Annotated in this window: 13 protein-coding genes and 1 tRNA gene; 8 read left to right on the plus strand and 6 right to left on the minus strand. The window is 46.4% G+C overall.

Annotation, left to right across the window (positions count from 1 at the left end; translation table 11 throughout):
- Positions 1 to 10: 10 nt before the first annotated feature.
- From ACYVD4_RS23215 to bshB1, 3 genes are all read right to left on the minus strand, one after another.
- The gene (locus tag ACYVD4_RS23215) at positions 11 to 601 is read right to left on the minus strand and encodes a hypothetical protein (protein WP_460949814.1); all 591 of its coding nucleotides are present in this window, start codon (positions 599 to 601) and stop codon (positions 11 to 13) included.
- A complete protein-coding gene (locus tag ACYVD4_RS23220) occupies positions 598 to 1,695 on the minus strand; it encodes a fatty acid desaturase (protein ID WP_460949816.1) in 1,098 nt (365 codons plus the stop codon). Before ACYVD4_RS23220 ends, ACYVD4_RS23215 begins: the two co-directional genes overlap by 4 nt.
- Positions 1,696 to 1,865: 170 nt before the next feature.
- Positions 1,866 to 2,591: a bacillithiol biosynthesis deacetylase BshB1 gene (bshB1, locus tag ACYVD4_RS23225; protein ID WP_460949818.1), complete on the minus strand. Its 726-nt coding sequence runs from the start codon at positions 2,589 to 2,591 to the stop codon at positions 1,866 to 1,868.
- A gap of 187 nt (positions 2,592 to 2,778) precedes the next feature.
- Here bshB1 and ACYVD4_RS23230 point away from each other — a divergent pair, with 187 nt between their 5' ends.
- From ACYVD4_RS23230 to ACYVD4_RS23245, 4 genes are all read left to right on the plus strand, one after another.
- A complete protein-coding gene (locus tag ACYVD4_RS23230; RefSeq protein ID WP_460949820.1) occupies positions 2,779 to 3,786 on the plus strand; it encodes a nitrilase-related carbon-nitrogen hydrolase in 1,008 nt (335 codons plus the stop codon).
- A gap of 117 nt (positions 3,787 to 3,903) precedes the next feature.
- The gene (locus ACYVD4_RS23235) at positions 3,904 to 4,458 is read left to right on the plus strand and encodes an L-threonylcarbamoyladenylate synthase (protein ID WP_460949822.1); all 555 of its coding nucleotides are present in this window, start codon (positions 3,904 to 3,906) and stop codon (positions 4,456 to 4,458) included.
- Positions 4,459 to 4,540: 82 nt separating this feature from the next.
- Positions 4,541 to 6,040, plus strand: coding sequence for a CCA tRNA nucleotidyltransferase (locus tag ACYVD4_RS23240; protein WP_460949824.1), 1,500 nt, complete (start codon positions 4,541 to 4,543; stop codon positions 6,038 to 6,040).
- Positions 6,041 to 6,049: 9 nt separating this feature from the next.
- Entirely contained in the window at positions 6,050 to 6,259 is a 210-nt protein-coding gene (locus ACYVD4_RS23245; protein ID WP_460949825.1) for a hypothetical protein, read from the plus strand.
- A gap of 94 nt (positions 6,260 to 6,353) precedes the next feature.
- Here the strand turns inward: ACYVD4_RS23245 and ACYVD4_RS23250 are convergent, their stop codons facing one another.
- Together ACYVD4_RS23250 and ACYVD4_RS23255 are read right to left on the minus strand one after the other, a co-directional pair.
- Positions 6,354 to 7,145: a M23 family metallopeptidase gene (locus ACYVD4_RS23250; protein WP_460950080.1), complete on the minus strand. Its 792-nt coding sequence runs from the start codon at positions 7,143 to 7,145 to the stop codon at positions 6,354 to 6,356.
- A gap of 301 nt (positions 7,146 to 7,446) precedes the next feature.
- Positions 7,447 to 8,346 (minus strand): cupin-like domain-containing protein, encoded by a 900-nt coding sequence (locus tag ACYVD4_RS23255; protein ID WP_460949827.1) that lies wholly within the window; start codon positions 8,344 to 8,346, stop codon positions 7,447 to 7,449.
- A 326-nt stretch (positions 8,347 to 8,672) separates the two neighbouring features.
- Between ACYVD4_RS23255 and ACYVD4_RS23260 the strand changes: the two genes are divergently transcribed.
- The 3 genes from ACYVD4_RS23260 to ACYVD4_RS23270 all read left to right on the plus strand — a co-directional run bounded on the left by ACYVD4_RS23260 (position 8,673) and on the right by ACYVD4_RS23270 (position 11,837).
- Positions 8,673 to 8,864 carry a cold-shock protein gene (locus ACYVD4_RS23260; RefSeq protein WP_190888703.1) on the plus strand — a complete coding sequence of 64 codons (192 nt, stop codon included), beginning with the start codon at positions 8,673 to 8,675 and terminating at the stop codon, positions 8,862 to 8,864.
- A 111-nt stretch (positions 8,865 to 8,975) separates the two neighbouring features.
- On the plus strand, positions 8,976 to 11,117 hold the full coding sequence (locus tag ACYVD4_RS23265; RefSeq protein ID WP_460949829.1) for a Tex family protein: 2,142 nt from the start codon (positions 8,976 to 8,978) through the stop codon (positions 11,115 to 11,117).
- Positions 11,118 to 11,213: 96 nt separating this feature from the next.
- The gene (locus ACYVD4_RS23270; protein ID WP_460949830.1) at positions 11,214 to 11,837 is read left to right on the plus strand and encodes a C40 family peptidase; all 624 of its coding nucleotides are present in this window, start codon (positions 11,214 to 11,216) and stop codon (positions 11,835 to 11,837) included.
- 76 nt (positions 11,838 to 11,913) lie between these two features.
- Here ACYVD4_RS23270 and ACYVD4_RS23275 read toward each other — a convergent pair whose 3' ends face one another.
- Complete coding sequence (locus ACYVD4_RS23275) at positions 11,914 to 12,168, minus strand: GIY-YIG nuclease family protein (protein WP_460949831.1); 255 nt, start codon at positions 12,166 to 12,168, stop codon at positions 11,914 to 11,916.
- A gap of 151 nt (positions 12,169 to 12,319) precedes the next feature.
- On the opposite strand from ACYVD4_RS23275, the gene ACYVD4_RS23280 reads away from it, so the two are divergent.
- Positions 12,320 to 12,393: transfer RNA gene (locus ACYVD4_RS23280), tRNA-Ala, on the plus strand.
- Positions 12,394 to 12,499: the final 106 nt, after the last annotated feature.

Consider the following 12,499-nt stretch of genomic DNA (forward strand, 5'->3'; position numbering starts at 1 on the left):
CAGAATAAGCTTATGGTCGTCTGTTTGGCCAGTATCGAACGCCAGCACCAAACGTAATAAAATCAGGATAACCCGGAATCGCGTTGACGGTCAGGTCAAGTTTAGGGCTGATTTTATAATCATATTCGATTTCGCCACCATACCAGACAAAATTCCATTGCCATCGGTCGGTATTTTTGAGCAGACCCGTTTCCTGATGATAGTCTGGGAAGCGATACCAGGTTTCCCGGTATACGAACGTTGGGCCAAAACCCACTTCCAGAAAATGGCGTTCCGAACGTAACACATTGAATCGCAGACCCAAATGCGTATGACCTGCAAATAATTTAGCGCAGTCGGAATACATTCCCTGTGCTGCTTTTACCGACCAGCGTCTTTTGTGGAAATAATATTGGTAAGAGCCAATGAAGCCCCAGTTGAGCACAAACGTAGCGTTGTCGTCTAACCTTAATGGCATCAGAAACGCCATTTTATTCCCTTTCGGGTGGAGTGTGCCAAACACAAACCGAAGCCCTACATTGCCCTGTGCGTTCGAGACTGCCGGTCTTCCCAGAAACAAAGCAAGCCCAAGCAGAATTAGAATACCGTGTTTCCGTTTCATACAAAAACCAGTGTAAAAACGACCATACTAAAACCCACAGAAACAAGTTCGCCAACGGGTTTGGGCTGTTTCCGGTATTGCCGTACGAGCGGATTCATCACCCGAAACCAGACGGGCGGCACTAATGCCATCGCAACCATCATGAAATACACAAACGGCAAACGAGGGCCCATCAGATTCTGACCGGGCTGGTGCAGGTAGCGGTGCGGAACATGATGAACCGAGTGAAGCGGGAGCATAAAAAGCAGATAGTTGGAATATTTGTAATAACAATTCCAGGAATGCTGAAGTGTAATAGCCTCATACCGACCATCAAATTGTCGCTGACGTTTCAGACCGTAGTGCTGAATATAGTTGATGATTTCGTAGAGTACGTAAGCCATAAATCCTTGTAACGCAAAAAACGCCATGCTACGTAGCGGATTCGTGGCAACAAGCCCAATGCCGATATAAACCATAATCAAGGCAACTACCAGCAACAGATTTTCTCGGTTTATCTTCCGCTGTGTTTTTTCGGGAAGGGCATACGTAGTGAAATAACTATGCCAGATGCGAAACCGAAACGCTTTGCTGAAATACGTATAAAAACTGTCGTTGTATTTGGCCGTAGTTGCGTCTTCAGGTAACCCCATTAGCCGATGATGCCCCAGAATATGGTCGTTAGTGAAGTAAGGAATACCAGCCGCAACAAACAGCGCATTCGCCAGACCATGCTCCAAAGCACTACGTCCGTGCAGTAAATCGTGCGCCAGTGTTACCAGAAAACAGCCAGTCAGCAAGCCTACACTGAGAGAGAAGCCAACAACTGTAAGCGGAGTGAGTAACGTTTGATCGACGTAGTAGAGCGACCAACCAAGAAAAACCAGAAAGAAGAAAGCACTACCGATTTTCAGAATACGAACCGTCTGATTCTCCTGAAAGTAAATCAGTTCACTACGTATCTCTTCGTTCGTGAATTCGCCCAAGATGGGATTGCCCAGCAGGTTGGCGAAAAGCAGAACAACGAAGAAATAGCCAATGTGCGAATAACTGGTTAAGCCAATAAATACTAGTGTAAGAAAAGCCGGAATCAGATACCTGCCATATTTCTTCATAACGTATTGAATGGTTGTCTCTACTCATAACTACTTAAGAGACAATATGGCTTAATTCAATACGTGAAATTGTATAATCTGTTGGATTATTTGACTAGGAGCAGGGTTTTGTAAACGTTTCGTATCGGCAAAGAATGTAATTTATGCATTCTTTGCCGATACGAAACGTATTAACGTAGCGCGAATAAATCGTTAACGCCCAACATGCGTTTGCTAATGAACCCTTCGCCAAATTCGGCGCCAATCATGTGTCCATGTTCGCGGGTGCGGGCTTCCAGAAACTTCATAAACGGTTCGCCCGATATGTAGCTTTGTGGCTCCGAATTGTCGCTGTCGGTACTGAAAAACTGACTTTTATAGGCTTTGATCGCGTCTAATTTCTGATTCCAGTAAGGCGTTACGTCGACCACGAAATCGGGTTTCAGCGAACGGTCCTGAATGAAGTGGTAAATGTAAATGGGCCGATGCGCTTCCTGCGGCTGACCATCTTTGCCAACGGTCTTGATTTGTCGCAAACCGGCATAAAAACAAGCCTGAACAACCAGCTCGGCAGCCCGGCCGTGGTCGGGGTGGCGGTCGTCAGGCGTATTGGTGAGCACAATCTGGGGGCGATAATGACGAATAATCGGGATAAGTGCCATCTGATGCTCCTCATCGTTCCGAAAAAAACCATCGCGGAATCCCATATTTTCGCGGGCAACCAACTGCATAATTCGTGCACCTTCGGCGGCTTCCTGCGCCCGGATTTCGGGTGTGCCACGAGTGCCGAGTTCACCGCGCGTCAGATCGACACCAGCTACAGTTTTTCCCTGGGCAACCAGCGAGAGAACAGTGCCGGCAGAGGTCATTTCAATATCGTCGGGATGGGCTGCAATAGCGAGTACATCAACGGTCATAATGATATATATGTAGAGGATAAATGCCCACAGAGCAGGCAATCACAGGAAATACTTTTTCAATTAATAGAGTAACCCATCTAGCCTGTCGATTTGTTTCAAATGGCCCTAAAAAACGGGTTGTAGCGATTTTTTCGCCCAAACCTATTATTTTGGCGTCATAACCATAATCCGAACTAATTAACCCATGTCGTATAAAGCGCTTGCCCTTCAGCTTACCTGTCAGACTGTGAATGACTGTACTACCCGCGATGAAGCGGAAACACAGATGCTCAAAACCGTCGAACGTATTGAAGGGCAAATTGCCGCATCCATCGGATTTTTAGGAAAAGAAACTTTATTAGTCGTTACGCCAGAACATTTTCTGACTGGCCCGCCCGTTAGCGAAACTGTAGAACAGTGGCGCGAAAAAGCCGCACTTGAAATTGATGGGCGTTTATACGAAGCCCTCAGTGCCATGGTGCAGCGGCAGCAGATTTATTTCGCCGGAAACGCTTATGAGCAGGACCCATTTTTCCCTGAACTCTATTTTCAGACAAGCTTTATCATGGGGCCTAACGGCGACGTACTATTACGTTATCGTCGATTGAATGCCATGTACATGCCCACGCCCCACGATGTCTGGGATTTATATCTGGACGCATATGGCTACGACTCGTTATTTCCGGTTGCCAAAACAAACATTGGCAGTCTGGCCTGTCTGGCGTCCGAAGAAATTTTATATCCCGAAGTAGCCCGGTGTCTAGCGATGCGGGGAGCGGAAGTGTTACTGCATTCGACCTCTGAAATGGGTAGTCCGCTGACCACGCCTAAGAATATCGCCAAACAGGCACGTGCTATTGAGAATATGGCTTACGTAGTATCGGCCAATTCGGGTGGCATGTCGGGTAGCGCATTGCCTATAAATACGACCGATGGCGGTTCTAAAATTGTTGATCCAAAAGGACTGGTGCTTGCCGAAGCGGGGTATGGTGAAAGTGTAGTAGCCAATGCCGATATTGATCTGGCGGCTCTGCGCGAATTCCGTCAGCGTCCTGCGGTTGGTAATTTGCTGGCTCGTCAGCGTTTCGAGCTGTATGCCGATAGTTATGCCAAACACAGCCATTACCCGCCCGATACGTTGCTGGGCCAGCCTGCCGAGCGCCCACACTTTGTTCGGACTCAGCAGGAGGTAATCAAGCGATTATACAGCTAAAATCTCCTTCAATAACGTAACGTAGCGCTTCGAACAGGCAGGAATGCTACGTTATCGCTCGCCTTTCCGATGTCGTTAATCGTCTTTCGGTAAACTTCCCGTATTTTTGTGGTTGGTATGACATCAACTATTCGGGATATCGCTTATCAGCTTCGGCAGGGAAAGCTTATTGGTCTGGCCGACGAAACTGGCTGGTCGGTTGCCGCCGATCCTATTCATGATGCGGCTGTAGCCCAGCTCTTAACGCTGCTGCCTGCTATGCCCGCTACGCTACGGCCTACCGTAGTGATTCAGAAAGCGGATCAGCTTGGTTTATACGTAGCAAAAATTCCGGACGTAGCGTTCGACCTCGTTGAATTTGCCGAAAATCCGCTGACGGTTGTTTATGATCAGGGTAAGAACGTATCGGCAGCTGTATGGCAAACCGACCAATCGACTGATCAATCCGTTGCGCAGGAATTGTCGGTACGTCGGACATTGAACGATGATATCCAGCGGTTAATTGGAAGCTTTGGCCGTGGATTGCTCACCATTCCATTTGAGTCGTTATCGTTGCCACCGGCGGCAGAAAGTCTGATTGTCGAACGGATTGGTACGTTGCCAGGTATGCCCAAACGCCCCCGGATTATGCGACTGAAAGTAAACGGAGAAATTAATTTTATCAGAAAATAAGTCAGCAGTCGCTGGGATTTTGTCAATAGTACATGGTATGCTATCGGCTGATAACCAGTAATTGTCGACTAAGAACTGACGTATGAATTTTAGTGAAACGCTCCATAAGAATCCGATTTTTGAAATCGTTGCCCAACAGGCCGATGCTCTTGGCGTGCAGGCCTACGTGATCGGCGGTTTCGTGCGTGATCTAGTGATGGGGCGACCTTCTAAAGACATTGACATTGTTTGCATCGGAAGCGGTATTCAACTGGCCGAAGCGGTTGGTAAAGCGTTGGGCACGAACGTAGCGGTTTTTCCGAATTTTGGAACCGCCATGCTACGAGCCATGCAGGGAAATCAGGAGTGGGAAGTTGAATTTGTGGGTGCCCGAAAAGAATCGTACCGGGCCGATTCGCGAAAGCCAATTGTTGAAGATGGTACGCTCGAAGATGATCAGAACCGGCGCGACTTCAGCATCAACGCAATGGGAATCAGCCTGAATCGGGTTAGCGGAGCGGAGTTTGGCGAACTGATTGATCCCTTTGGTGGGCTGAAAGATATTAAACGCAAGCTGATTCGTACACCGCTTAACCCCGACATTACGTTCTCCGATGATCCATTACGTATGATGCGGGCCATCCGTTTTGCGTCGCAACTGGGTTTCGATATTGACCCCGATACGTTCGATGCCATTATCCGCATGAACGAACGTATTGGCATCGTGTCGCGTGAGCGAGTTACCGACGAATTGAATAAGATTGTGTTATCGCCCACGCCTTCGTATGGATTCAAACTGTTGTATCACGCGGGTTTGCTGGATCGAATTTTCCCTGAACTCATAGCCTTAAGAGGGGTTGAAACGATTGAAGGCAAAGGGCATAAAGATAATTTTTACCATACGCTTCAGGTGCTCGATAACGTAGCGAACCGGGCAGACAAGGCGAAAAATGGGGGCGAAAACGAGCTTTGGCTACGTTGGGCGGCTTTGCTGCACGATATCGCCAAACCCGCTACCAAGCGTTTCGATCAGAAAGTTGGCTGGACATTTCACGGACACGAAGATTTAGGAGCGCGTTGGGTTCCCGGTATTTTCCGTACCATGAAACTGCCCCTGCATGAGCATATGCGCTACGTTCAGAAACTGGTACGTTTGCACCTGCGCCCCATTGCTTTGACGAAAGAGCAGATAACCGATTCGGCGTTACGTCGTTTGCTGGTCGATGCTGGCGATGATTTAGAAGGGCTAATGGCGTTATGTCGGGCCGATATTACGTCGAAAAACTACGAGAAAGTGCAGAAGCATCTTCGTAATTTCGACAAGGTCGAACGGAAGTTACACGACCTGGAAGAGCGGGACAAACTTCGTAATTTTCAGCCCGTTATTACGGGCGAACTTATTATGGAAATCTTTGGGTTGCCGCCTTCTAAAGAAGTAGGAGAAATTAAAACCGTATTGCGGGAAGCCATTCTGGATGGGCTCGTACCGAATACACTCGAAGCCGCCTATCCGTTTTTGCTGGAAGAAGGTCGTAAACGCGGGCTGGCCCCTCAACGCAAACAGAATTTAGGTACGGATCAATCAGCTATACATATTTCGTGACAGTATCACATGGATAATAACAATACAAATTTTCGCCGATTTTTCGGTGCTGCGCTTACTATTCTGGGTGTAGTGGTGGTTTTATTCGCTTTAGTAGCTTTTCTGTCGGAAGGCAAAGCGGTTTTGGGGATGCACGTATCGAAAGCAGAATCGGCAGCCCCGTTTATTGTTGGAATGATTTTTCTCGTTACCGGCGTGAATCTGGTACGGGAATCGTAGAAAAGAATATATGATGTAAGAAGTATGAATGATGATGTTAGCCGAAATGCTACCCTATATCATACTTCTTACATCATCGTTCATATATCATACATTACTTCGCTAGTTTGGCGGTAAGCAGCCATTTGTAAGGATTGATCGGTTGGGGGAGGCCGTCGGGCTGGATTTGCAGATACATCAGGTGCAGATGGGTTGGCGAACGGCTTTTGTATGCGTTGAAACCAGTACGTCCCATTTCGGCCAGTTTTTGACCCGCTTCTACCCACTGCCCCGGCGTTACGTTGACCTGACTGTTGTGGGCATAGTAAAAAAGTCCATGCATGATTGGGTCATACACCCAAATCCAATTTCCTCCCCGGTATTCAGAACCGGGTTTCCAGGCTGTTTCTATGGCTAACACCAGCCCACTACTCATGGCCAGAATATCGGCAGGTTCTCCAGTTTTATCGTCGATGTTATCCTGATTACGGTCGCTGATAAAAATGTCCTGCGCCGGGTGGCTACCTCTTACGTTATAATCGAACAGGTCGAAACCATTACCCCGAAAACCTTCCCCACGTGTACCGCCGATGGCAGAGCTTGTATAACCACGTATTGGGAAGGAAAAATATAAACCACTACGTTGTAGACTATCGCGCTGGAGCGAATCCTGTGTATGGCTTTCCATGCTCCGAAACCGATTTTGCAGACTGTGCATAATATTGCTAAACTGCTTACGGGCTGAATCGGGCGAAATGCTTTGCTCGCGAATCTGCGTATATAGGGTCTGGAAATTCTGACAGTACGTATAGAGAGAAGGCTCGTCGGTGTTACTGATGACTACTTGCGACGAAGCTACATTCAGCCCGCCGATCAACAATGCCCCTACCAAACCTGCAAACCGCATGAACGAAGTTAGATCAATCTTCACTACTCTTTTTATTAAGCCGCCAAAAATACGGAAAGTAGCGAAACCGACAGCAAATCAGGCCAAAACGAGTGGACGGTAGGCTCTTTTTTCGACAGGATTAACGTGATTTTCAGGATTTATTTTGCTAATAGTCAACGCAAGAAATCCTGAAAATCACGTTAATCCTGTCGAAAAACGTTTTTCTAAAACCAGAAGCAGGTTTATAACTGACCATCGTAAAAACGGCCTGCTACAAACCTGCTTTGGCGTTAACTGGTGGGGGAGTATTGTAAATACCTTATTGGGCGGCAAATTTCTCCTGAATATTCATGACTTGCCCAACTAGTTTATTATAGATGAGTGCTGGAACTGCCAGTTTTGGATGGCCCGGATGAAGACGGCTCCATAATTTATAAATATCATCCGTAAAATCGCCCCAGTTAGCAGCATTAAGTTGAACACGGCCTACCGAAATACATGGCTCGTGAATTTTGGTTGTATGCCACCAACGTGTTGGGAACAGAATAGTTTCGCCTTCTTCTACCGTAATACGTAGTGGTTTCGCTTTCTCGAAAAGCGGAAATTTTTCGAAGTCTGGATTGAATGCGTCGATTTGCGAAATCTTATCATTGTCTTCGCGCGGATACATATATATGGCCTGATCGGGCGGATACAGGAAAAATTCCTTTGAGCCATATAGCTGCGTGATCTGTGTATGCAGAAACAACGCATCTACGTGTAGAAATGGAAAAAAACCACCGTTACCACCGAAAAACAGCTCATACACATGCGTTGCGTTCAACATGAACTTCGGCAAAAGCGGATGATTGACCCGGTCGGACTTGCCGTACAGAATTTCGGGCTGAATATCGCCCAATAATTCCGGTACGTATTGCCGCATATCAATATTAAACGGATAAGGGGCCGGCTTCTCTGGGGTAGAAGCCAGCATCAGGTCGACGTATTCTGGCAAGGTATACGTAACGCCCTTTATCTCTTTTGAGATATGCCCATAATTCTTTTTGAAGAACTCGGGCGTTAATTTACCCATCGCCTTCCAGTCGCGTGTAGCATCGGTCAATACGACTGGAATAGCCGGTTCGATGTATTCAGCGATAAGCTCCTTTCGGGAAATATTGGAACGCTTATCGATTTGAGTAATGGTTCGAGAGGGTGATAGAACAGTGGTAGCTGCCATATCTATGAGGTTGGTTGAGTTGTTAGCTGGTTCTATGAATCGCCACTGTGATTTACTAAAGATGGCGTTAGGGATACTAGTAGTAGTGAAATAATCAATCTGTAAAACTACATCACACTGTTTTTGACCTATCTTTACTAATTCCGTCACTTGTTTGTCGGTAAAGAAATTGTAAATCAGCGCATATAAAGGATAGTGTGGAATGTCAGCAAAAGTTGTTTATAGATTTTACTAAAAAAATATGATAAAATAAGCGGTATAAAATCGGTCAAGCATTTGGAAAACAATTTTATTGTGGCGTTATTCGCCGAAATTTAAACCAAACAATGCAAACAGGAACTGTAAAATTCTTTAATGAAACCAAAGGGTTTGGCTTCATTAAACCAGATGAAGGTGGCGAAGATATTTTTGTACACGCTACTGGTCTCATCGACCAAATCCGTGAAAACGACAAAGTAAAATTTGAAGTTGAACGCGGTAAGAAAGGCTTAAATGCCGTGAACGTCGAAATAGCTTAACTGTAAGATATATAGACAACCGTTGTAAAAACATGCCAGAAGGCATGTTTTTTTTTGCCCTGTCGGTTTGTGAAGCCATTTTTGCAGGCTTATTCTATTCCTTTTTAATGCATGCCCCAATCTATTGACCAACGTATTGCCACGTGGCTAAATCTGAATCTCAAATCGGTGAGTGCCACCCTCGAATTGCTCAACGGTGGTGCAACTGTTCCATTTATTGCCCGTTATCGCAAAGAAGCAACTGCCTCGTCTGGCGGGAGCCCACTCGATGAACTCCAGATCGGGCAAATCCGCGATACGTATCAGAAGCTGATCGAACTAGATAAACGACGGGAAGCAATTCTGAAAAACATTGACGAACAAGGAAAGTTAACTCCTGACCTGCGCCGGAAAATTGAAGCGGTTGACTCGCTCACCGATCTGGAGGATTTGTATTTGCCGTATCGTCAGAAACGGAAAACGCGGGCTTCCATTGCTATTGAACGTGGTCTTGAACCACTCGCTAACGTAATCCAGTTGCAACGTGAACGTGATATTGAACGAGTTGCCCAACGATATGTGTCTGATGCTGTTCCTGATATAATCAATGCCTTACAGGGCGCGCGGGATATTCTGGCCGAACGTATCAGTGAAGATGCCGATGCTCGTCAGCGTATGCGTAACCTGTTCGATAGAGAGGCCATTATTCGTTCAGTCGTTAAAAAAGGCAAAGAAACTGAAGGAACCAAGTTTTCGGACTATTTCGACTTCGCCGAACCACTACGTCGGGTTCCTTCGCATCGGTTGCTGGCGCTGCGTAGGGGAGAGGCTGAAGGTTTTTTATCGGTTAGTATTGGGCCTGACGAAGAAGCCGCTCTGGAACGACTCGAACGACAATTTGTGGCCGACAGATCAGCAACGCCCGACTGTCGTGACCAGATGACGCTGGCCATTCGCGACAGCTACAAACGATTACTTAAGCCGTCCATAGAAACGGAATTCTCGAATAGTTCGAAAGGCAAGGCTGATCTGGAAGCTATACAGATTTTTGCGGCCAATCTGCGACAATTGTTGCTAAGCCCTCCGCTTGGTCAGCAGCGAGTTTTAGCTATCGACCCCGGGTATCGGACGGGCTGTAAAACCGTTTGTTTAGATGCACAAGGAAACTTACTGGCCGATACGGTACTTTATCTGTCACACTCCGAAGCGCAACGTCAGCAGGCAATACAAGTTGTTCAGAAATTAGTAGCACAGCATAAAATCGATGCTATTGCTATCGGAAACGGCACAGCCGGGCGCGAGACAGAAGAATTTGTACAGCAACTTCAACTGAATAAACCTGTTTTCATGGTCAGTGAGCAAGGTGCTTCTATTTATTCGGCATCGGACGTAGCACGGGAAGAATTTCCGAATCATGACGTAACGGTACGTGGTGCTGTCAGTATTGGTCGTCGGTTAATGGACCCACTGGCTGAGCTAGTTAAAATCGATCCAAAATCGATTGGTGTAGGGCAATATCAACATGATGTGAATCAGGCCGAGCTGAAAAATAGTCTGGATACCGTAGTCGAAAGCTGTGTGAATCAGGTTGGTGTATCGCTCAATACGGCCAGTGCACACTTGCTACGTTACGTATCGGGATTGGGGCCACAACTGGCTAGTAACATCGTTACGTATCGGGCCGAAAATGGCGCTTTCACATCGCGGAATCAATTGAAAAAAGTACCCCGGCTTGGGCCGAAAGTTTTTGAGCAATGTGCCGCGTTTCTACGAATCGATGAAGCCGCCAATCCGTTAGATAACAGCGCGGTTCATCCCGAGCGGTATGGACTCGTTGAACGTATCGCCACCGATCTGAAAAGTACGGTTGCTGATTTGATACGTCGCCCGGAATTACGCGAGCAGATTCGTCCTGAACGCTACATAACGGATACGGTTGGTTTGCCCACACTACGTGATATCATGGCTGAATTAGCCCGCCCTGGCCGTGATCCTCGTGAACAGCTTTCTGTATTTGAATACGATAGTCGCGTTCGAACCGTTGAAGATTTACACGAAGGCATGATACTTCCCGGCGTTGTAACAAACATCACCGCTTTTGGTGCATTTGTCGATATTGGCGTAAAGCAGGATGGGCTCGTTCACGTATCGCAGATGGCGAATCGGTTTGTATCTGACCCTAAAACGGTTGTCAGCGTGTACCAGAAAGTAAAAGTTAAGGTGCTGGAAGTCGATAAAGCCCGTAAACGGATTGCATTATCGATGAAAATTTAATAGGTTGCACCATTCTGTCATATAGCCATGTAAAGTTGGGACTGTATGACGGAATGGTGCAAAGCTGGTCTGCTTGTTACCCTAATCCAAACGTGTATGCCACAACGCTGGTCTCGGGACATAATTCGCCCCGTACTGTTGAGTGCCTGCCTACTCTCTCTCCTTACAGGCTGTGAAGTTCTACGCTCTAATGGGCCATCGGTTAGCCGCCGTTCGTCTTCATCCCGCCCTGTTGCTCACCGTGGTCCAACGGGCAAAACACCTTCCCGACCTCCGTCGGTACCAGCCAAATCTGGTGGTAAAGTTGTGGATTCACGTACGTATGGAGATCGTTATGTTCCAGAAGTGGTAAAAATTGCCCGTACATATACCGGTACGCCGTATCGTTCGGGCGGCAATACGACTGATGGTATTGATTGTTCGGGTCTTGTTTATGCTGTCTTTAACACCGTAGGACTACGTATGCCTCGTGTTTCCTGGCAACAATCGGAAGTAGGACGGGAAGTGGAGGTTAACGAAATACTGCCTGGAGATCTTATCTTTTTTGTTCCTGATAAAGGGAAAGCTGGATTTGTATCGCACACAGGCATTGTAACAGAAGTAAATGGAGTACAGAACATCCGATTTATTCACGCATCGTCTTCTAGGGGCGTTCGGGAAGATAATCTATATGCTGATTATTTTAAAGGACGTTTTGTGAAAGCGCTACGTCCATTCTGATAAAGAGAATGTTGGCTTTAAACGAGAAAACCGCTATCAGATAGCGGTTTTCTCGTTTTTATAAAAATAGTGTTTATCAGGCTACAGACTGGGAAGAGTTAATCAATTCTTCCCAATGACTACGATCCTTTTTCTTTAACTTCATTTCGAGGCTTAGTGCTTCATTACGTGTCGCAAATTGCTGAGTGAACTTAACTTCCCACGGTTTACCATCGGCAGTAGCTGGGTTCGTTTTGGCGTTATGTTGCCACAGCGTTATTTTCAAATCTTTGGTCTGACCAATAAAATACTGGTCGGTGGTTGGGCTATAAATAATATAAACAGTATGCATGCTGTTACGAGACTATTACCAAAGCTACATAATCATGAGCATATAACAAACTTTAAGTGAGTAAATGGAAAACTATATTCGGTATATCTAAAAAAAATAATATGCCGTTTGTGCCACGATAATTTTTTACTCATATTTGCACCCACAAAACGGGGGATTAGCTCAGTTGGCTAGAGCGCTACAATGGCATTGTAGAGGCCATCGGTTCGAATCCGATATTCTCCACACGTTTGTACAAAATAAATAGAAAAGGCCGATTCTGAGTCAGAATCGGCCTTTTCTATTATAGAATTTCAATATTGATGGCCCTATAAACATACAGGAGAACGTA

This window comes from Spirosoma daeguense, assembly GCF_054776875.1.

Coding starts and splice junctions, on each gene's coding strand:
- ACYVD4_RS23260 (WP_190888703.1), top strand. CDS start 8,673: ATGCAAACAGGAACTGTAAAATTCTTTAATGAAACCAAAGGGTTTGGC.
- ACYVD4_RS23245 (WP_460949825.1), top strand. CDS start 6,050: ATGGATAATAACAATACAAATTTTCGCCGATTTTTCGGTGCTGCGCTT.
- bshB1 (WP_460949818.1), bottom strand. CDS start 2,591: ATGACCGTTGATGTACTCGCTATTGCAGCCCATCCCGACGATATTGAA.
- ACYVD4_RS23240 (WP_460949824.1), top strand. CDS start 4,541: ATGAATTTTAGTGAAACGCTCCATAAGAATCCGATTTTTGAAATCGTT.
- ACYVD4_RS23265 (WP_460949829.1), top strand. CDS start 8,976: ATGCCCCAATCTATTGACCAACGTATTGCCACGTGGCTAAATCTGAAT.
- ACYVD4_RS23255 (WP_460949827.1), bottom strand. CDS start 8,346: ATGGCAGCTACCACTGTTCTATCACCCTCTCGAACCATTACTCAAATC.
- ACYVD4_RS23235 (WP_460949822.1), top strand. CDS start 3,904: ATGACATCAACTATTCGGGATATCGCTTATCAGCTTCGGCAGGGAAAG.
- ACYVD4_RS23250 (WP_460950080.1), bottom strand. CDS start 7,145: ATGCGGTTTGCAGGTTTGGTAGGGGCATTGTTGATCGGCGGGCTGAAT.
- ACYVD4_RS23230 (WP_460949820.1), top strand. CDS start 2,779: ATGTCGTATAAAGCGCTTGCCCTTCAGCTTACCTGTCAGACTGTGAAT.
- ACYVD4_RS23220 (WP_460949816.1), bottom strand. CDS start 1,695: ATGAAGAAATATGGCAGGTATCTGATTCCGGCTTTTCTTACACTAGTA.
- ACYVD4_RS23275 (WP_460949831.1), bottom strand. CDS start 12,168: ATGCATACTGTTTATATTATTTATAGCCCAACCACCGACCAGTATTTT.
- ACYVD4_RS23270 (WP_460949830.1), top strand. CDS start 11,214: ATGCCACAACGCTGGTCTCGGGACATAATTCGCCCCGTACTGTTGAGT.
- ACYVD4_RS23215 (WP_460949814.1), bottom strand. CDS start 601: ATGAAACGGAAACACGGTATTCTAATTCTGCTTGGGCTTGCTTTGTTT.